The organism is Leifsonia sp. ALI-44-B (genome assembly GCF_001984125.1).
Classification (GTDB): domain Bacteria; phylum Actinomycetota; class Actinomycetes; order Actinomycetales; family Microbacteriaceae; genus Okibacterium.
In genome coordinates this window covers 29,491-48,091 of the sequence record NZ_MTQL01000004.1, presented here as the reverse complement: position 1 = coordinate 48,091, position 18,601 = coordinate 29,491, and the positions used below count along the sequence as shown (strand labels likewise).

The following is an 18,601-nucleotide window of genomic DNA, read 5'->3' as shown; positions in this document are numbered from 1 at the left end:
CTCTACGGGTGGGTGATGCGCGACAGTGTCGCGCATCGATCAGGCGCCGCGGCGCGCGGTGAGCTGATCGGTCGTCTCTGCTTCTTCGAGCGGTGCGGCCCCACCGATGCCGAGCTTCGACTTGATCTTGTCTTCGATCTCGTTGGCGATATCCGGGTTCTTCAAGAGGAAGTCGCGCGCCTTCTCCTTGCCCTGGCCGAGCTGGTCGCCGCCGTAGGTGTACCAGGCGCCGGACTTCTTCACGATGGCGTGCTCGACGCCGAAGTCGATGAGGCTGCCCTCTCGCGAGATGCCGATGCCGTAGAGGATGTCGAACTCGGCCTGCTTGAAAGGCGGCGCCATCTTGTTCTTGACCACCTTGACACGCGTGCGGTTTCCCACGGCCTCGGTGCCGTCTTTCAACGTCTCGATGCGACGGATGTCCATGCGGACGGAGGCGTAGAACTTGAGCGCCTTACCGCCGGCGGTGGTCTCGGGGCTGCCGAAGAAGACACCGATCTTCTCGCGCAACTGGTTGATGAAGATGGCCGTGGTCTTGGTCTGGCTCAGGCCACCGGTCAGCTTGCGCAGCGCCTGCGACATGAGTCGAGCCTGGAGACCGACGTGCGAATCGCCCATCTCGCCCTCGATCTCGGCGCGCGGCACGAGGGCCGCGACGGAGTCGATGACGACCAGGTCGATCGAGCCGGAGCGGATCAGCATGTCGGCGATCTCGAGAGCCTGCTCACCTGTGTCGGGCTGGGAGACGAGCAGCGCGTCGATGTCGACGCCGAGCTTGCGGGCGTATTCGGGATCGAGAGCGTGCTCGGCGTCGATGAAGGCGGCGATGCCGCCGGCACGCTGAGCGTTGGCGATGGCGTGCAACGTGAGCGTCGTCTTACCCGACGACTCAGGGCCGTAGATCTCGACGATGCGGCCGCGAGGAATGCCCCCGATGCCGAGCGCGACATCGAGCGCGATCGACCCGGTCGGAATGACCTCGACGGGGGCGCGCTCGTCGCTGCCCAACCGCATAACGGATCCCTTGCCGAACTGGCGATCGATCTGGGCCAGCGCGGTTTCTAATGATTTTTCACGATCTGCGGGTGAAGGCATGTCGTCACTCTTTTCTCTGCTCGTTCTCGATGCGCCTATAGGCTGTCGCGACCAGGACGGCCGGTGACAAGGCTGGAGGTTTCTCCTCGACGTTTTCGACAGTACGACCCACCACCGACATTGCAGGTGGCACGGTCTGATCTGTGGAGAAAATCGGGATTCCGCTCTTGTGAGGAGCATAGCGCGATCCGAACGGATGTTCGAGAGATGAGCGCGGGCGTGTCGAATACCACTTCGGTCCGTCGGCTATGCGAGAAGCCCGTCCCAACGCCTTTGGCGCGGGCGAGAAAGCTAACCAGCGAGAAAGGCAGCAGGCGAGAAAGTGAGCGCGCGCGAAAGCTGTCTAGGCGCGCGGGGGCGGCGTGCCCACGCCATACCAACGCTCGCGCGGCACGTCGGTGGCGCGGCAGAGCGCCAGCCAGACCTCACGTGGCGGAACGCCGTCGGAGAGGGCCTGATTCGCGGTGCGGGACCCGACATCGCCGAGCACGAGATCAGCGGCGAGCACACGGCCGTAGCCGGCGCCGAATTCATCGGCGATCGCCTGCTTGAACTCACTCATTTTCACGACTGCAACGCTACCAACCACAGCCGACAGTCCAAACCACGTCCGCTCCAAATCACGTCCGCTCTGAACTTGGTGGGGACGCAAAAACCCCGCCTGATGTCAGGCGGGGTTTTTGAAGCTGAGGCCGGAGCCGGGCAGTCGAGGAGGGCAGTGTTAGCGAGTGACCAGATCGGCATCCAGTTCAGCGACGAAAGCGTCGGGAACGGTGTCGGGAATCGGATCGATGCCCTCGATGACGGCGAGACGGTCGCCGACTTCGCGCATGATTGTGGAGATCGGAGTCTCGAGCGCTTCGGCAACCGACGCGAGAATCTCGCTCGACGCCTCTTTCTGACCGCGCTCTACCTCACTGAGGTAGCCCAGCGCGACACTTGCCTTGCTCGCGACCTGACGAAGCGTACGCCCCTTTTGAAGGCGGAAGTCGCGAAGAACGTCGCCGATCTCTTGACGAACTAAAACCATTGCAGCCTCCCTCTCTGTGCCCTGAACCTCAGGGACCAAACCACTTTGTGCCCTGAACCTCAGGGACGAAACCCGTGAGCCCTCGGGCCTGGTGCCCTTTCGACCGCCGGAGCATGCGCTTCGGGGATGGCTAACAATACCTGCTGCCGTGAAAAAAACACTAACCACGATCACTGGGCTTTTCTTGTGAATCACTAACCTGTAACGCGACCGAAACGAGAACTATTCCAGCCCGACATCCGCGTATCGAACGGATGTCGCGCCACCGTCCACGGCGCACCCGTCAGGCGGACTCGAGCGCCTCTCGCAGCCTGCGCAGGGCGTGCTCCACCGTGGCGCGGCGGATCTCGTCGCGCGTTCCCTCGAGTTGGAGCGCGACGACATCCACGGTGCCGCGGATGCTGATGCCGACGAAGACCGTTCCGACCGGCTGACCGTCTTGCGGATCGGGGCCCGCGACGCCCGTCGTGCCGATACCCACGTCGGCCGAAACGCCGTCGATGGCCGCGGCGAGACGCACGCGGTCGGCGAGCTGGCGCGCGACATCCGGGTGCACGGCGCCGTGTTCGGCGAGGAGCTGAGCGTCGACGCCGACAAGCGAGTGCTTGAGGCACGTGTCGTAGGCCACGATGCCGCCGCGGACGGCGCGGGAGGCTCCCGGCGTGTCGATCAGGGCCGAGACGAGCAGACCACCCGTCAGGGATTCGGCGGCCGCGATCGACCAGGACCTTTCGCGCAGCAGGGCGATGATCGTGGCGGAGTCGGAAGCGGTGGTCATGTGGGGATGGCTATCGCGCAGCGCGGCGCCCGCGCACTTCGGTGAGCACGTAGTCGATGCCGCTGGCGATGGTGAGCAGCACGGCCGCCGTCATGGTGACGACATTGAGCACGATGACCCAATCGCCCACGAGCGCCGCGAGCGGAAGCAGCGCGAGGGAGATCGCGACCGCCTGCATGACCGTCTTGAGTTTGCCCATCCATGCGGCCGCGACGACATGGTCGCTCGCGAGGATCATGCGGTGCACCGTGATGCCGACCTCACGCGCGAGCACGACGGCCGTGATCCACCAGGGCAGCTCGCCGAGACTTGAGAGGGCCACCAGCGCAGCCCCGGTGAGCACCTTGTCGGCAATGGGGTCGAGGAGTTTGCCGAGGTCGGTGACCAGGTTGCGCCGGCGCGCGATCGCCCCGTCGATGCCGTCCGTGGCAATAGCCAGGATGAAGAGGATGCCCGCCACCCAACGCAGCGTGCCGTTCGCGCCGTTGTCGGCCAGCAACAGCCAGACGAAGATCGGGGCCAGGATGATTCGAGCCACCGTGATGGCATTCGGCAGGTTCAGATTCGAGGGGCGAGACCCTGCATTCAGCGGCGTGCCTGCGCCCTGATCGAACGATGCGCCGTGTGACGCCATGTGTTACTCCCTGCCGGTCAGCTGCCAGGCGTCTTCATCAGGTTCGCCCTCCACCTCAGGATACCCATGAGACATCCTCGCGACGGGATCGTCGTGGTAGCGGTCATCCGAATCGTCGGGGTTGGTGTCGGCCGGAGCGTGAGTTGCTGACGGGGCCCCGGTGGACATGCCTGCACTAGCGTTGCCGCCGGCCGATGTCGGCGGCGTGAAGGAGGACCCGGACGGGCCGTCTTCTCCCTTGATGCGCGCCATCAGTGCGGGCAACTGCTCGGCGGTCACCAGCACGTCACGGGCCTTGGAGCCCTCGGAGGGGCCGACGATGTCGCGGGATTCCATGAGGTCCATGAGACGGCCCGCCTTGGCGAAGCCGACGCGCAACTTGCGCTGCAGCATTGAGGTCGAGCCGAACTGGGTCGAGACGACGAGTTCGGCCGCCGCCAAAAGCAATTCGAGGTCGTCACCGATGTCGGCATCGATCTCTTTGCGCTCGACCACAGCTTCGACGTCTTTGCGGTAGTCAGGTCGGGCCTGCTGTGTGACGTGCTTGACGACCTTCTCGATCTCGGCCTCGTTGACCCAGGCGCCCTGCACGCGGATGGCCTTGGACGTGCCCATGGGAAGGAAGAGGCCGTCGCCCTGGCCGATGAGCTTGTCGGCGCCCGGCTGGTCGAGGATGACTCGCGAGTCGGTGACGCTCGTCACGGCGAAGGCCAGGCGCGAGGGAACGTTGGCCTTGATCAGACCCGTAACGACGTCGACCGAAGGTCGCTGCGTGGCGAGGACGAGGTGGATGCCGGAGGCACGCGCCAGCTGCGTGATGCGCACGATCGATTCTTCGACGTCGCGCGGTGCGACGAGCATGAGGTCGGCGAGCTCGTCGACGACGACGAGGAGGTAGGGGTAGGGCTTGAGGACGCGCTCACTGCCCGCGGGGAGCACGATCTCGTCGTTGACGACGGCCTTGTTGAAGTCGTCGATGTGCCGGAAGCCGAACGACGCCAGGTCGTCGTAACGCATGTCCATCTCCTTCACGACCCACTGCAGCGCCTCGGCGGCTTTCTTGGGGTTCGTGATGATGGGCGTGATGAGGTGCGGCACACCGGCATAGGGCGCGAGCTCGACGCGCTTGGGGTCGATGAGGACCATGCGCACTTCGTTGGGCTTCGCCCGCATCAGAAGGCTCGTGATCATCGAGTTGACGAAGCTGGACTTACCCGAGCCCGTGCTACCCGCGACTAGGAGGTGAGGCATCTTGGCGAGGTTGGCCACGACGTAGCCACCGCCGACGTCTTTGCCCACACCGATCGTCATGGGGTGCGTGCTCTTGACGGCTGCTCCCGAGCGGAGCACATCGCCGAGGGTGACGATTTCGCGGTCGCTGTTGGGGATCTCGACACCGATGGCCGATTTGCCCGGGATGGGCGACAGGATGCGGACCTCGTTCGACGCGACGGCGTAGGAGAGGTTCTTCGACAGCGCCGTGACCCGCTCGACCTTGACGCCGGGGCCGAGTTCGATCTCGTACTGCGTGACGGTCGGGCCTCTGGAAAAGCCCGTGACCCGAGCGTCGACGCTGAACTGGGTCAGGACTTCGGTGATGGAGCGGACGACCTCGTCGTTGGCCTCGGACCGCTGCTTGGCCGGCTCACCCGCGGCGAGCGTGGTGACGGACGGCAGCCGGTAGGGGTTCTCGGGGGAATCGGACGGCTCGGGCGTGCCGAGGCCGTCCTCGTCGAGCAGACCGATGCTGCCCATACCGGGCAGGACCTCGGTGACACTCTCGGGCCCGTCGTCGCGCAGTCCGGAGGTGCTCGGCGTAGCTGAACCGGCGCTCGCCAGGCGTTTCGAGTGCTCCCACTCGCCGAGTGCTGCTTCGGCGCGGGAGAGATCGCCGATGACGGCCGTCATGCCCTCGTCGGTGGGAAGAGGCGTGGCGGGCACGATGGGTGCGGGGCGCTCGTCGTCGGGCCGCTCGAGCGCCGTGTCGAAGCCTCCGACGCCCCGGCCTGCTTTGCCGCCGAGCAATTCGGTGACGGCATCGTCCGACGACGCCTCGAAGTCGGGGTCTTCTTCGCGCTGGTTCTTGTTGCGGCGCCACCAGGGAAGCGAATCGGTGTCGGCAGCGTCGACGGCCTCGTCATCGTCGGATGCAGCAGAACGCTTGGCCGCGTCTCGCTCGGCGGTTTCGACGACGTCGGTGCCGAACATCCACGCGTAGAGCTCTCGGAAGCGCTGGCCGACCTTGTTGGGCGGCGTCTTCGTGATGATGAACAGGCTGAGCAAGAGGAGCAGCGACAGGATGATGCCCGAGCCGATGGGTGTGAGCAGGGCCGTGAGCGGCGCACCGGAGAGCCAGCCGATGACGCCACCGGCGGCCGCGAGGGCGGGCATGCCGTCGCTCGGGTTGGGAAGGGCCGAGAACGAATGGCACAGCCCGGAGATCGAGACGACCGCGAGGCCTACGCCGATGCCGATGCGGCCGTTGTCGTTGACCGAGCTGGGGTGTCGGAAGAGCCACACGGCCAGGGCGAACATGACGATGGGCATGATGAACGCCGCGCGGCCGAAGATGCCGCCGAAGGTGTAGGCGTCGAGATTCTGCGCGACGGGATCGTTGACGCCGAACCATTCGATGACGACACCGGCGACGGCCAGAAGAAGGATGAAGAAGGGAACGCCGTCGCGGCGCTCGTCTTTGGCGAGGTTCTCGGGACCGAAGGCACGAGCCCCGCCGCCCGCGAGGTGAGCAAGCCCCATCCAGGCGCGGGCGAGGATGTTGGTGCTCGGCGCCTGTTCGTCGGCGGTCGGGTAGGCGACCGTGCGGGAGGAGGTCTTATTCGCCGAGGCGGTGGTCTTGGCGGCAGCCCCCTTGGCCGCCGCGGTGCCGGAACCGGCTCGTGCGGATGCCGACGTTTTCGTCGCTGCGCCCTTCTTGGGCGCACTGGATGCGCTGCCGCTAGCCTTCGTGCGGCCGCGGCCCGTCGGTACTGAACTCGGAGCCATACCGTCCACGCTAGCCCGCACCACCGACGATCGCCCGTATTGACGCGGCCGGTCGGCCATCACGAACGGATCGCGTCGATGACCTTGACCCGCACGGCGATCGTCGCCGGCAGAGCCCCGGCGAGCACCCCCACGGCGAGCGCCGCGCCGATTCCGAGGAGCGCGGCATCCATCGGGAACGGCGGCGGGTCGCTCAATCCCCCGGCGGCGAAGAGCCCCCGCACGGCCGGGAGACTCATGATGAGGATCGCCGCTGCGACACCCGCGACACCCGCGACCAGCGTGCCCAACACGCTCTCGAGGAGCACCGCCGAGAACACACGCGCAGATGAGGCCCCGAAGCTCCGACGTATGCCCACTTCACGTATGCGCTGACGCATGGTGACGACGGAGATGTTCAACAAGCTCCGGGCTCCGAGAATGAGGATGACGACAGCGACGGCGTTAGTCAGCATGCGGAGCGGCAGCAGAGGGTCTTCACCGTTGGTGTAGGCGCCCGCATCGGTGCGCGAGACGTCGATACTCACCGATGATCCCAGTGATGCTGTCAGCTCGCTTTCGAGTTGACCCCGCAACATGTCGACGTCGGTCGGAGGGACCCACGCCTCGAAGGTGCGGCCGCTGCCCGCCAGGATGTCCGGCGGCAAAACCTTCTCGGCCCCGCCGGGCAGGATGTACGCCGCCGGCATGCCGCTGTCGTAGGGCGGCACGAAGGTGCCGATGACGACGACTCGGTGCGCGGGATCTCCGTCGATCGACACCACGGGGTGGCTCGCGAGCGAGGGCGAGCCGAGCGCTTCGTAGAAATACTTGTCGACAACGACAGCTGGCACGAGGCGATCGTCGTCGTCGTCCGCAAACCAGGAGCCTTCGGCGAGCCGAACCCGGTGCATTTCGAGGTAGGACGGGCTAACGACCGTGAAGTTCGTGTCCATCGCGCCGCCCGGGAAGCGCATCGGTAGACCCGTATTGGTGACGTTGGAGACAAAGTTCATGCGGTGCCTGTCGACCGATCTCGCCCAGGCATCGTCGACGGCGTCTAGAGCCGCGGGTGAGGCATCCGAGGGGTAGGCATTGACCGAGAGCGTGGCATCGCGCCCGCCCGACACTTCATTCTGTTCGGCTATGGCCTGCTGGGCCAGGCTCGCCGCAGCCACAGAAGCACTCAACGCGCACACGGCGATGGCAACCCCGAGGAGCGAGAGGAGAACTCGTGCCCGGTGCACCCGGATCTCTTGCCAGGCTTCGACCAGCACACCGAGGATGTTCGTCACGACGGCGTTCACGCGAATACCGCCTCTTCGAGGGACCCGGACGCCAGCCGATAGTGACGCTCGCTGAGCGCGGCGATGGCCGGATCGTGGGTGATGGTGACGATGGCGGATTGTTCTTCGGCGACGATCTCGTCGAGCAACCCCATGATCGAGATGCCCGTCTCGACGTCGAGCGCACCTGTCGGCTCGTCGGCGAGGATCAGTCTCGGCCGCCTGACCAGCGCGCGCGCGATGGCGACACGCTGCTGTTCGCCGCCCGAGAGGTTGTGAGGCAGCGACCGCCGCCGGTGGGACAACCCCACGCGGTCGAGCATCTCGTCGGCGAGCGCTTCACGCCGCCAATAGCTCGACCCGCCGGCGTAGACGAGCGGCAATTGGACGTTCTCCGAGGCGGTCCGCCCGTCGAGCAGGTTGAACTGCTGGAAGACGAAGCCGATGTTCGCACCGCGCAGGCGGTCGCGCCGGCGATTGGACAGGCTCAACACGTCCTCCCCCGCGATCTCGAGCGAGCCGCTGGTCGGGAGGTCGAGCATGCCGAGAAGGTTGAGGAGGGTGGATTTGCCGGACCCCGATCGTCCGACGATCGACACGCGCTCGCCTGCCTCGACCCTCAACGAGACGTCGGCGAGGATGGTGAGGGGTTCGTCATCGATGCGCTCGATGACGCGCCCGATCCCCTGTGCCGCGACGAGGCTCACGGGACGAGACCCTCGTCGCAGACTTCGCTGCCGTCGGGCTGGAGGGCGCACCCCGTCGACTCGGGGTCGGTGGCATCCGTGCCGGGGACGAACTCGTACACCGCGTCACCCTCGGCGATGCCCTCGACGATCTGGATCTGTACCCCGTCGGTGATTCCGAGCTTGACGGGCCGCTCCTCGGCCTCGCCCTCGGCGTTCTGCACCCACACGGACCCGCTGTCGGCGTTGCCCTTGACGGCCGTCGTCGGCAGCGTCACAACGTTCTCCGCCGAACCGGCCTGGATGGTGAGCGCGCCCGTCAGGCCCGAGAACACTCGGACCTCGGCTGGAACACGGCAGGTCAGCCCCGTACCACCGCCACCGCCGGCTGCCTCGCCGGACGGATCAGCACTGTTCACGGCCGAGCCGTCCCCAGCGGTCGCCGGGTCGCTGATCTGCAGCGACGTGCAAGTGAATTCGCCGGGACCACCCTTGAGGCTCACACTCGCCTCACCCGGAATCGACGACAGCCGATAGAGGTCCTCGGGTTTCAGTGAACCCTGCACGATGAACGCATCTGGCGTGATCTTTGCGACCACATCGCCCACCGCCACCTCCTGCTTTCTGATGACCGGGAGCGCGCTGATCGTGCCGGCAGCCGGCGCGACGATGGCTTCGGCGACCACCTTGGGTTTCTGCGGCACGACGCTTTCGGTGCCGTCGGGGGCGACGCGCGTTATCGGGTCGACGGGCGTCTCCTGACGAACAGCCCCGATGCGCTCTCCCGCCGAGACCTTCTGCCCGACCACGACGGTCAGCTCGGAGACCGAACCCTGCAGCGTGGCCTTTGCGTCGACGGCTGTGTCGGCTCGCACGCTGGCCGGCACGGTCAGTGAATTCTGCAGAGAGGACAACTCAGCCGTCACGATGGGTTCTTCGATCGACGCCGAGGCTTCTGCCGGCGCGCTCTCGGCCGAGGCATCCGGGAAAAAGGCGATTTTCACGAGGGCGACCGCTATCGCCGCCACCAACACGACCCGCACGATCGGCAGAATGATCCGTCGCCACACACCCATAACGTTCCCCTTGCGGCCCGCAGGCCCTCCCCCGCCGAAGATCTTTCGGCTCGCCCGCACCGCGAGGTCGGACTGACGACGGATGCTGCACCCTTCGTGGGTGCCGACAGTCCGTGGCTCGATGGTATCCAGCGCGATGGCACCCGTGCGGGCCGAACGGGGCTCACGAGGGCCCCCAGATCGGGATGCAGTCAACGAGCCCGCCGACGCCCCCGGGATTCCGCCACCGGAACACCGCCGGGCCCCTTGCGACGCTGCGGGAAAAGTTGTCCCCCGGCGGCGTGTCGGAATGCAGAGTTTCGCGCACCCACCCGAACGGCGAAGGCCGCGCCGTCGCACGACGAAGCCCCGCCGTCATCCAGACCGGCGGGGCTTCGGGGGGCTATCGCTTCTACGCCTCGATGACGAGGGGAACGATCATGGGGCGGCGACGGTAGGACGTGTTCACCCAGCGGCCGACGGTGCGGCGCACGACCTGCGTCAGGGCGTGCGGGTCGCGCGTTCCGCTCTTCGCAGCCTCGGCCAGGGCGGACACGATCTTGGGCTTGACCTCGTTGAACACGGCGTCGTCCTCGGCGAAACCGCGCGCGTGGATCTCGGGCCCGACCACGACCTTGCCCGTCGCGGCCTCGACCACGACGATGATCGAGATGAAACCCTCTTCGCCCAGGATGCGGCGGTCCTTGAGGTCGGCGTCGGTGATCTCGCCGACGGTCGACCCGTCGACGTAGACGAAGCCGAGGTCGAGCTGTCCGACGACTTTGGCAACGCTATCCTTAAGGTCGACGACCGTGCCGTCTTCACCGAGGATGGTGTTCTCTTCGGGGATGCCGGTCTGCATCGCGAGCTTGGCGTTCGCCACCAGGTGGCGGTACTCCCCGTGCACGGGCAGCACGTTCTTGGGCTTCAGGATGTTGTAGCAGTAGAGCAGCTCGCCGGCGGCCGCGTGACCGGAGACGTGCACCTTGGCGTTGCCCTTGTGCACGACGTTGGCGCCCAGCTTGGTCAGCCCGTCGATGACGCGGTAGACGGCGTTCTCGTTGCCGGGGATGAGGCTCGACGCGAGGATGACGGTGTCACCCGGGCCGGGCTCGATCGCGTGGTCGAGGTTGGCCATGCGGCTGAGGACGGCCATGGGCTCGCCCTGCGAACCCGTCGACATGTAGACGATGCGGTCGTCGGGAAGGTCTTTCGCCTTCTTGTAGTCGATGAGCACGTCTTTCGGCACCTTCAGGTAGCCGAGGTCGGCGGCGATGCCCATGTTGCGCACCATGCTGCGGCCGAGGAACGCGACGCGGCGGCCGTTGGCGGCGGCGGCATCGAGGACCTGCTGCACGCGGTGCACATGCGACGAGAAGCTGGCGACGACGACGCGGCGCGTGGCCTTCTGGATGACCTGGTCGAGCACGGGCCCGATGGATGATTCGAGCGGCGTGAAGCCCGGAACGTCGGCGTTGGTGGAGTCGACCAGGAACAGGTCGATGCCCTTCTCGCCGAGGCGCGCAAAGGCCCGCAGGTCGGTCAGGCGGCCGTCGAGCGGCAGCTGGTCCATCTTGAAGTCACCCGTGGCGAGGACCGTGCCGGCGCTCGTCGAGATGGCGACCGCGAGGGCATCCGGGATCGAGTGGTTGACGGCCACGAATTCGAGGTCGAACGGGCCGAGCTTCTCGGTCTGACCCTCGGTCACCGTGAGGCTGTAGGGCTTGATGCGGTGCTCTTTGAGCTTCGCCTCGACGAGCGCGAGCGTGAGCCCCGAGCCGATCAGCGGGATGTCGTTGCGCAGGCGCAGCAGGTAGGGGACGGCGCCGATGTGGTCTTCGTGGCCGTGCGTCAACACGACGCCCACGATGTCGCCCAGGCGATCTTTGATGGGGCTGAAGTCGGGCAGGATCAGGTCGACGCCCGGCTGGTGCTCCTCGGGGAAGAGTACGCCGCAGTCGACGATGAGGATCTTGCCGTCGATCTCGAACATGGTCATGTTTCGGCCGATCTCGCCGAGACCGCCGATCGGGATGACGCGGAGTGTGCCGGGTTCGAGAGCCGGCGGTTCGTATACGGAAACGGGCATGCGCCCTCCTTGTTGAGTTATGGGGCTACCGTGTGGTGCCGTGCACTTTCGGCAGGGCACCTCCGGCGGCCGCATTGCGGTCTGGGCGGAACCTCGAGAGGTCGACACCCGGGATGTCTCGCACGAGGGCGAGTTCGTCTTCGATCTGCGCGGCTTCAGCCTCTTCCGGCCCGACGAGCGGCAGGCGCACGCGCGGGGTCTGGATGCGGCCGAGGCCGTGCAGGATGTATTTGGCGGCAACGGTGCCGGGAACGTGCGTCATGACGGCGCGCACGAGCGGCTCGAGCTGCTGGTGTGCGAGCGTGGCGGTATGCAGATCGCCGGCGTTGACGGCATCCACCATCTGGCGATAGGGCCGCGCCGCGATGTTGGCCGTCACGCCGATGAGACCCGCCGCGCCGATCGCCATGTGGGGCAACGCGTTGGCGTCGTCGCCCGAGAAGTACATGAGGTCGGTCTGGTTGAGCACGCGGCTGACCTCGCTGAAGTCGCCCTTGGCGTCTTTCACGGCGAGGATGTTCGGGTGCTTGGCGGCCCGCAGGATCGTCTCGTACTTGATGGGCACACCCGTGCGACCGGGGATGTCGTAGAGGATGACGGGCAGATCGGTGGCATCCGCGATCATGCGGAAGTGCGTGAGGATGCCCGCCTGGGTCGGCTTGTTGTAATAGGGCGTGACGATCATGACGCCGTCGGCCCCGGCCTTTTCGCTGGCCTTGTAGAGCTCGATGGCGTGCGCGGTCTCGTTGGAGCCACCGCCCGTGATGATCTTGGCGCGGCCGGCCGACACCGATTTGCCCACCTCGACGAGGCGCAGCTTCTCGGGGTCGGTGAGGGTGGATGTCTCACCCGTCGTGCCCGTGACGACGATGCCGTCGGCACCGGCCGTGATGACGTCGTCGATGTGCTTCTCGACGCCGGGCCAGTCGACCTCTCCGTCGCTCAAGAACGGTGTCACCAACGCGACGAGGACCTGCCCGAAAGGATTCTCAACACTCACGGTCTTAGGTTACCGGTTCGACGGGGGCCGGCGACATCCGCCGCCCCGGTGCCGGCACCTCGAACGACTCGAACGCCCCGAGCACTACGGCGCAACGCGACCCTTGCTCTGAAACGCCTCGTGCGTGAGCGGCATGAGCTTCTGCCACACGTCTTCCATCTTCTCGGCGCACATCTCGATCTCGCGCTGCGGGAACGATGGGAACTGGCTGCCCTCGCGCTTGGTGCGCAGCGACAGGAAGTTCATGAGCGATCGCGCGTTGACCGTGACATACATCGACGAATAGATGTTGAGCGGCAAGACGATGCGCGCGACCTCTCGGGCGACACCGGCATCGAGCATGCGCTGGTAGGCCTCGAAGGCCTGAGTGGATGCGCGAACGGTCTCGTCGCGCACGAGCGCGGTCTGCTCGGCGGTGCCGGGCAGGAAGTCGTAGGCGCCGGGCTTGCCGACCTGCACGAGGTTGCGCTCTTCGGACGGCACGTAGAACACGGGACGCAGCTCGCGATAGCGGCCCGATTCTTCGTTGTAGCTGGCCATGCGGTGCCGCATGAACTCGCGGAACACGAAGATGGGAGCTTGCACATAGAAGGTCATGGAGTTGTGCTCGAACGGCGAGCCGTGGCGGTCACGCATCAGGTAGTTGATGAGACCCCGGTCGCGGGATGTCGCCTCCTGCCCGTCTTGCGCGGCCTCGAGCGTCTGCTCGCCCTGCGTCGACACGCGCGCGGCAAAAAGCACATCCGAATCGGAGGCGCTCGAACGCACGAGCTCGACGGTCACATCGGAACGGAATTCAATCTCTGGCACGCGTCAACCCTACCCGGATGTCGGACGCCCTCGTTAGGCTGACGGCAGGCGTACGGAGCGCCTGAACAACTCACGGAGGTGCACCATGGCGGTTACCAGCGAAGCCACGACGGTCTGGAACGGAACGCTTTTCGAGGGCTCGGGAACGGTCACCCTCGACTCGTCGAAGGCCGCGAGCCTGCCGGTCGACTGGAAGGCACGGTCCGAGGGTTCGGAGAGCGTGACGACCCCCGAAGAGCTGCTCGGTGCCGCTCACGCCGCGTGCTACTCGATGGCTTTCTCGAACGCGTTGACCGAGAACGGCACGCCTCCCGAGCGCGTGCAGACCACGGCCGCCGTCACGTTCCAGCCGGGCACGGGCATCACCTCGAGCCACCTGCTCGTGTCGGCCGTCGTGCCGGGTCTCGACGAAGAGACGTTCGAGCGCATCGCCGAAGACGCCAAGGTCAACTGCCCGGTGTCGCAGGCGCTCACGGGCATCACCATCACGCTGGAAGCGAGCCTGGCCTAGACATGCGCGTTCTCATCGCCGGAGCATCCGGTCTCATCGGCACGGCCCTCACGCGCTCGCTGCGCGACGATCAGCACGAGGTCGTCCATCTCGTGCGGCGCGATAACGCCGGCGCCGGCGAGGTCTCGTGGGACCCGGCCGCCGGGCGACTCGACGTGTCGGCATTTGACGGCGTCGACGCCGTGGTCAACCTGTCCGGCGCGTCAATCTCGAAGCTGCCGTGGACGGCGTCGTACCGCCGCACGCTCCTGTCCTCGCGCGTGCAGGCGACGCGCACACTCGTCGAGGCGCTGCACCGCACGAGCACTCCCCCGCCCGTCTTCGCGAGCGGGTCGGCGTCGGGCTACTACGGCTCACGGCCCGGCGAGACGTTGACCGAGGAATCGAACTACGGCGAGGGGTTCCTCGCGGGTGTGTGCGTGCGCTGGGAAGCCGAAGCGATGAAGGCACCCGATTCGGTGCGCACCGTGCGACTGCGCACGGGAGTCGTGCTGGCTCTCGAAGGCATCCTCAAACCGCTCATGCCACTGACCAAGCTCGGCGTGGCGGGGCCGCTCGGCTCGGGCACGCAGCGCTGGCCGTGGGTGAGCCTCGACGACGAGGTGCGGGGCATCCGACACGTCCTCGATAATGACATCGACGGGCCGGTGAACCTCGTGGGCCCCACGCCGTCGAGCGCCAACGACCTCATGTTCCATCTGGCGCGGCGACTCGAACGGCCCTTCCTGCTGCGGGCGCCGAAGTTCGCGCTCAAGGCGGCGCTGCAGCAGGCCGCCGACGACCTGTTGCTGATCGATCAGCGCATCGAACCGGGCGTTCTCGAGCGCACGGGTTTCACCTTCACGCACCGCACGGTCGAGGAGGCCGTCGACGCGGCGCTCGCGGCGGGCTAGCCTGCCGCGAGCCGTCTGTCTCTAAGCGGCGCGGCGCTCGAGACTGATGGCTTCGCGGATCGCCTGGCGCGCGCGGCGCCGGTCGCCCGCGCCGTCATAGGCGAGCCCGAGGCGATACCAGGCACGCCAGTCCTCGGGGTTCTGCTCCACCTCGGAGCGGTAGCGCGGGAATACCTCGTCGGCGGCCTCGCGCAGGGGGCGACCGGACGGCCGCACGGGCAGCTCCTCGTCGGGCAGCGCGTCTTCGTCGCCGAGTCGGCGTCCGAGCTTGTCGGCGCGCACACCGAACAGCAGTTCGCGCGCGAGCGCCCACAGGCCGATTATCGGGATGACGAGCAGGGCAACACCCATGACGATGGCGATGGGCTCGCCCGTCGCCACGAGCAACACGGCCCGCTGGCCGACCAGAACGATGTAGAGCAGCAACAGCACGGCCATGACGCCGACGAGCAGGCGCGTGGTCATCGAGGCGTCGCTGCCTGAGCGGCCTGGCCCGAGGTGTTCTCGGGGCCGGCAGCAGGGTCATCGACGGTGAGTGCAGCATCCGCGCCCCGCGAGGACGACAGGTCGAGATCGAGGAGCTTGTCGAGGCCGACGGTCACCCCGACGGCCGATCGCGCCGCCTCGAGCGCTATGACGATGCCGCGCTCGTAGGCCGAGGGATCGAGCGTGTCGTGCGAGATGGTGAGCACTTCGCCCGTGCCGCCGAACACGACATCCTGCTTGGCGACCACGCCGCGCATGCGCAGGCTGTGAATGGGGATGCTCGATACCTGCTGTCCGCGAGCCCGCTGATCGGTGTGCGGCGCCTCGACGGGCCCCTGGCCGGCGCGGGCCGCCTGGATGAGCTCGGCGGTGCGCACGGCCGTGCCGCTCGGCGAATCGACCTTGGAGGACCTGTGCGCCTCGATGATCTCGATCGAGTCATAGAATCGGCCCGCCATCGCGGCGAACGCCGTGGCCAGAACCGAGCCGAGCGAGAAATTGGGGATGATGACGACACCGCTCGTGGACTGTGCGACCTGCGTCTCGAGCGTCGTGATGCGCGAGCTCGACCAGCCGGACGACCCGACGAGCACCTTGAGGCCACGCTCGACGGCATGCTGCACGACCTGCGGGCTGACCGCCGGCGATGTGACGTCGACCACGAGGTCGGCATCGTCCATCTCGGTGAGCGGCGACGAAGAATCGAGCGCGGCCACGACCTCGAAGCCGTCGGTCTGCTCGACCAGCTCGCGAACAAGGGTGCCCATTTTTCCGGTGGCGCCGACGACGGCGACTCTCGTTGTCATGCCTCAAACCTACCAAGCGCCGCGCGCCGCCGCCCGGGCTTGCGCCCGCGCCGTGCCGAAGACGTGCCGGAGCGGAGCCGTGCCGGAGCCGAGCCGTGCCGTGCCGGCGAACCCGCTCTAGGCCGGGATAGTGTCGGGCAGCCCGGTGCGGATCTCGAATGGCAGGTGCGACAGGTCGTTGTGGGTGACGAGGGTCCACGGCCGTCCGGCCTTCTGGTGGATGATCGTGAGCCCGCAATTCGCCTGGTTCAACGTCGTCCACCGCCACTCGGGCGCTTCGAGCACCTCGCGGACGAACCATCCGATGACGAAGTTGTGGGTGATGAGCAGATCGTGTCGTTCTCCGCGCACGGGCGCCAGGAACTCGGACACGGCGTCGGACATCTGTGCCGAACCCGCGTCGACCTCTTCTTCGGTCACCGACCCGAAAAACGCGTCGTAGGCCGCGGGCGTGTTGGCCGTCTTGCCCGAGGGCACGCAGTCGAACAGCAGGGCCGAGGGCTCGGGCTCAAGGGCCGGCAGGCGCTCGGCGATGATCTTGGCCGTCTCGGACGCGCGCTGCAGGGGCGAATGCCACGCATTGTCCATGGGCACTCCCCCCAGCCGCTCGGCCAGGAGTTGCGCCTGACGTCGGCCCCGGGCGGACAGCGGCCCGTCGGGCATGCCGTGCTCAGCGTCTTGCTGTTCTCCGTGGCGGACGAGGTAAATATAGTGTGACACCGGTGCTACTCCTTGGCCCCGCCTGGCCCGCGGTCCCGCCTTCGGCGCCGGGATCGTCGGTGTCGACGGGGTACGTTTTCCAGCATTCAGCTTACGACAGGGGTGGGGTGCGCGCCTGGGAGCCCGCAGAGCATCTCGAGTAAACCCGATGCAGCCTCAGATGCGCGAGGCGCGTTCCAGATCGAGCACCTGCGTGCGCGTGAGCTGCACGCCGGCGGACTGCACGATGGCGTCGACCTGTTCCGGTCGGGATGCACTCACGACGGGCGCTGCGACCCCCGGTCGGTGCTGCAGCCACGCGATAGCGATGGTCGTGACGCTCACGCCGATTTCGAGCGCGATCTGGTCGAGGGCCTTCAAGACGCGCAGGCCGCGGCGGCCGAGGTGCTCGGCGGCCTTGGCGGAACGCAGACGATCGGCGAAGTCGGCACGCGAGCGGTACTTGCCCGTGAGGAAACCATTCTCCAGCGCGTAGTACGGCATGACGCCGAGCCCCTGGCCCTGCGCGACGAGCTGCAGCCCGCCCTCGTAACGCTCGCGAGTGAGCAGGCTGTAGTGCGTTTCGACGGCCTCGAAGCGCGGGTAGCCGGCGGCGGCGAGGATGCGGGCCTCGATCAGGCGCTCGGGCGTGAAGTTCGAGACGCCCAGGTAGCGCACCTTGCCCGTCTCGATGAGCCACTGCGCCGTGCCCAGCGCATCTTCGAGGCGCACGGAGTCGTCGTCGTCGTGAAAGTAGAGCAGATCGATGTGGTCGGTGTCGAGGCGCTCGAGGCTGGCCTCGACGGCGCGCACCATGTTCACGGGGCCGAGGCCCGGGCTGTCGGGGTGACGGCCGATCTTCGTCGCCACGACCATGTCGTCGCGATTGCGGCGCCTCGACATCCAGCGCCCGATGATGTGCTCGCTGCGGCCGCCCGAGTAGCTGTCGGCCGTGTCGATGAAGTTGCCGCCGAAATCGGCGTAGCGATTGAGGATCGCTTCGGATGCCGTCGACTCGGCCGTCCAGCCGAACACGCTGGTGCCGAGCGACACAGGGAACACCTCGAGCTCGCTATCGCCGACGGTGTTGCGGATGCTCGCACCCACGCCGTCGCCCAGCACGGGGATCGGAGCGGAGGGGTGCGCGGGCAGATCGGCACGAGCACTTGTCTGCGCCGGTGTCGCGACGAGAGCCTGCGCCGAGGTCGGCACGGCGTTCGCCCGGCGCGTCTTCTGCGAGGCGACAGCGGGACTCCCGGCGGAAGATGCGGCATCGGTATCGGTATCGGGCGCCACAACCGATGTGGTGCCCGTGACGACGGGCGCGGAGGCCCGCAGACGCGCCTCGATAGCAGCTATCGCGTCGATACCGCCGGTCGCCAGCGACTCGGCTTCGGCTTCCGCCACAGCCTCTGCCGTCGCGGTCACGACATTCGCCCGGGCGGCATGGCGGCCACTTCGCACGGCGACACCGGAGGTCACGGGAGGAGCCGAATCGGTCTCCTCGACCGTCGCCTCGGCCGGTTCGGACACGGTGAAGAGCCGCGGGATGAACTTCGCCATCTCCGCCCCCTCTCGCCTGCGGTGTTGCCCGGACACGTACCAGGCGACCCCCATCGCCTACTTCGAGGGTAGGTCACTTCAGACATCCGCACCGGATATCGCCCGCGCCCTTGACAGATTGGATCATAACGATTCGACAACGACGAACGCGCTCGCCCCGTGAGGGACGAGCGCGTTCGTGAATCGCCGTGGGCGACC

18 protein-coding genes are annotated in these 18,601 nt (G+C 67.0%); 2 read left to right on the top strand and 16 right to left on the bottom strand.

Going from position 1 to position 18,601, the window contains the following annotated elements:
- Positions 1 to 39: 39 nt before the first annotated feature.
- From recA to thyX, 12 genes are all read right to left on the bottom strand, one after another.
- Positions 40 to 1,095 carry a recombinase RecA gene (gene recA, locus ALI44B_RS00495; protein WP_077052840.1) on the bottom strand — a complete coding sequence of 352 codons (1,056 nt, stop codon included), beginning with the start codon at positions 1,093 to 1,095 and terminating at the stop codon, positions 40 to 42.
- A 343-nt stretch (positions 1,096 to 1,438) separates the two neighbouring features.
- On the bottom strand, positions 1,439 to 1,663 hold the full coding sequence (locus ALI44B_RS00490) for a DUF3046 domain-containing protein (protein WP_077052839.1): 225 nt from the start codon (positions 1,661 to 1,663) through the stop codon (positions 1,439 to 1,441).
- Between the two features lie 153 nt (positions 1,664 to 1,816).
- Positions 1,817 to 2,125, bottom strand: coding sequence for a helix-turn-helix domain-containing protein (locus ALI44B_RS00485; RefSeq protein WP_077052838.1), 309 nt, complete (start codon positions 2,123 to 2,125; stop codon positions 1,817 to 1,819).
- A 283-nt stretch (positions 2,126 to 2,408) separates the two neighbouring features.
- Entirely contained in the window at positions 2,409 to 2,903 is a 495-nt protein-coding gene (locus tag ALI44B_RS00480) for a CinA family protein (protein WP_077052837.1), read from the bottom strand.
- Between the two features lie 10 nt (positions 2,904 to 2,913).
- Positions 2,914 to 3,537: a CDP-diacylglycerol--glycerol-3-phosphate 3-phosphatidyltransferase gene (gene pgsA, locus ALI44B_RS00475; protein ID WP_083709340.1), complete on the bottom strand. Its 624-nt coding sequence runs from the start codon at positions 3,535 to 3,537 to the stop codon at positions 2,914 to 2,916.
- A 3-nt stretch (positions 3,538 to 3,540) separates the two neighbouring features.
- Positions 3,541 to 6,540, bottom strand: coding sequence for an FtsK/SpoIIIE family DNA translocase (locus tag ALI44B_RS00470; RefSeq protein ID WP_083709339.1), 3,000 nt, complete (start codon positions 6,538 to 6,540; stop codon positions 3,541 to 3,543).
- A gap of 59 nt (positions 6,541 to 6,599) precedes the next feature.
- The gene (locus tag ALI44B_RS00465; protein ID WP_083709337.1) at positions 6,600 to 7,826 is read right to left on the bottom strand and encodes an ABC transporter permease; all 1,227 of its coding nucleotides are present in this window, start codon (positions 7,824 to 7,826) and stop codon (positions 6,600 to 6,602) included.
- Complete coding sequence (locus ALI44B_RS00460) at positions 7,823 to 8,512, bottom strand: ABC transporter ATP-binding protein (RefSeq protein WP_077052836.1); 690 nt, start codon at positions 8,510 to 8,512, stop codon at positions 7,823 to 7,825. The genes ALI44B_RS00465 and ALI44B_RS00460 overlap by 4 nt, the downstream gene beginning before the upstream one ends.
- The gene (locus ALI44B_RS00455) at positions 8,509 to 9,567 is read right to left on the bottom strand and encodes an efflux RND transporter periplasmic adaptor subunit (RefSeq protein ID WP_077052835.1); all 1,059 of its coding nucleotides are present in this window, start codon (positions 9,565 to 9,567) and stop codon (positions 8,509 to 8,511) included. The genes ALI44B_RS00460 and ALI44B_RS00455 overlap by 4 nt, the downstream gene beginning before the upstream one ends.
- A gap of 391 nt (positions 9,568 to 9,958) precedes the next feature.
- Complete coding sequence (locus ALI44B_RS00450; protein WP_077052834.1) at positions 9,959 to 11,635, bottom strand: ribonuclease J; 1,677 nt, start codon at positions 11,633 to 11,635, stop codon at positions 9,959 to 9,961.
- Positions 11,636 to 11,660: 25 nt separating this feature from the next.
- Positions 11,661 to 12,635, bottom strand: coding sequence for a 4-hydroxy-tetrahydrodipicolinate synthase (dapA, locus tag ALI44B_RS00445; protein WP_077052833.1), 975 nt, complete (start codon positions 12,633 to 12,635; stop codon positions 11,661 to 11,663).
- Positions 12,636 to 12,719: 84 nt separating this feature from the next.
- Complete coding sequence (thyX, locus tag ALI44B_RS00440) at positions 12,720 to 13,445, bottom strand: FAD-dependent thymidylate synthase (RefSeq protein ID WP_077052832.1); 726 nt, start codon at positions 13,443 to 13,445, stop codon at positions 12,720 to 12,722.
- A gap of 85 nt (positions 13,446 to 13,530) precedes the next feature.
- Between thyX and ALI44B_RS00435 the strand changes: the two genes are divergently transcribed.
- A complete protein-coding gene (locus tag ALI44B_RS00435) occupies positions 13,531 to 13,956 on the top strand; it encodes an OsmC family peroxiredoxin (RefSeq protein WP_077052831.1) in 426 nt (141 codons plus the stop codon).
- Between the two features lie 2 nt (positions 13,957 to 13,958).
- Positions 13,959 to 14,849 (top strand): TIGR01777 family oxidoreductase, encoded by an 891-nt coding sequence (locus ALI44B_RS00430; RefSeq protein ID WP_077052830.1) that lies wholly within the window; start codon positions 13,959 to 13,961, stop codon positions 14,847 to 14,849.
- A 21-nt stretch (positions 14,850 to 14,870) separates the two neighbouring features.
- Here the strand turns inward: ALI44B_RS00430 and ALI44B_RS00425 are convergent, their stop codons facing one another.
- From ALI44B_RS00425 to ALI44B_RS00410, 4 genes are all read right to left on the bottom strand, one after another.
- On the bottom strand, positions 14,871 to 15,314 hold the full coding sequence (locus tag ALI44B_RS00425; protein WP_077052829.1) for a tetratricopeptide repeat protein: 444 nt from the start codon (positions 15,312 to 15,314) through the stop codon (positions 14,871 to 14,873).
- Complete coding sequence (dapB, locus tag ALI44B_RS00420) at positions 15,311 to 16,141, bottom strand: 4-hydroxy-tetrahydrodipicolinate reductase (RefSeq protein ID WP_077052828.1); 831 nt, start codon at positions 16,139 to 16,141, stop codon at positions 15,311 to 15,313. Before dapB ends, ALI44B_RS00425 begins: the two co-directional genes overlap by 4 nt.
- A 117-nt stretch (positions 16,142 to 16,258) precedes the next feature.
- Positions 16,259 to 16,861: a histidine phosphatase family protein gene (locus tag ALI44B_RS00415; protein WP_077052827.1), complete on the bottom strand. Its 603-nt coding sequence runs from the start codon at positions 16,859 to 16,861 to the stop codon at positions 16,259 to 16,261.
- Between the two features lie 156 nt (positions 16,862 to 17,017).
- Positions 17,018 to 18,403, bottom strand: coding sequence for an aldo/keto reductase (locus ALI44B_RS00410; RefSeq protein ID WP_083709335.1), 1,386 nt, complete (start codon positions 18,401 to 18,403; stop codon positions 17,018 to 17,020).
- Positions 18,404 to 18,601: the final 198 nt, after the last annotated feature.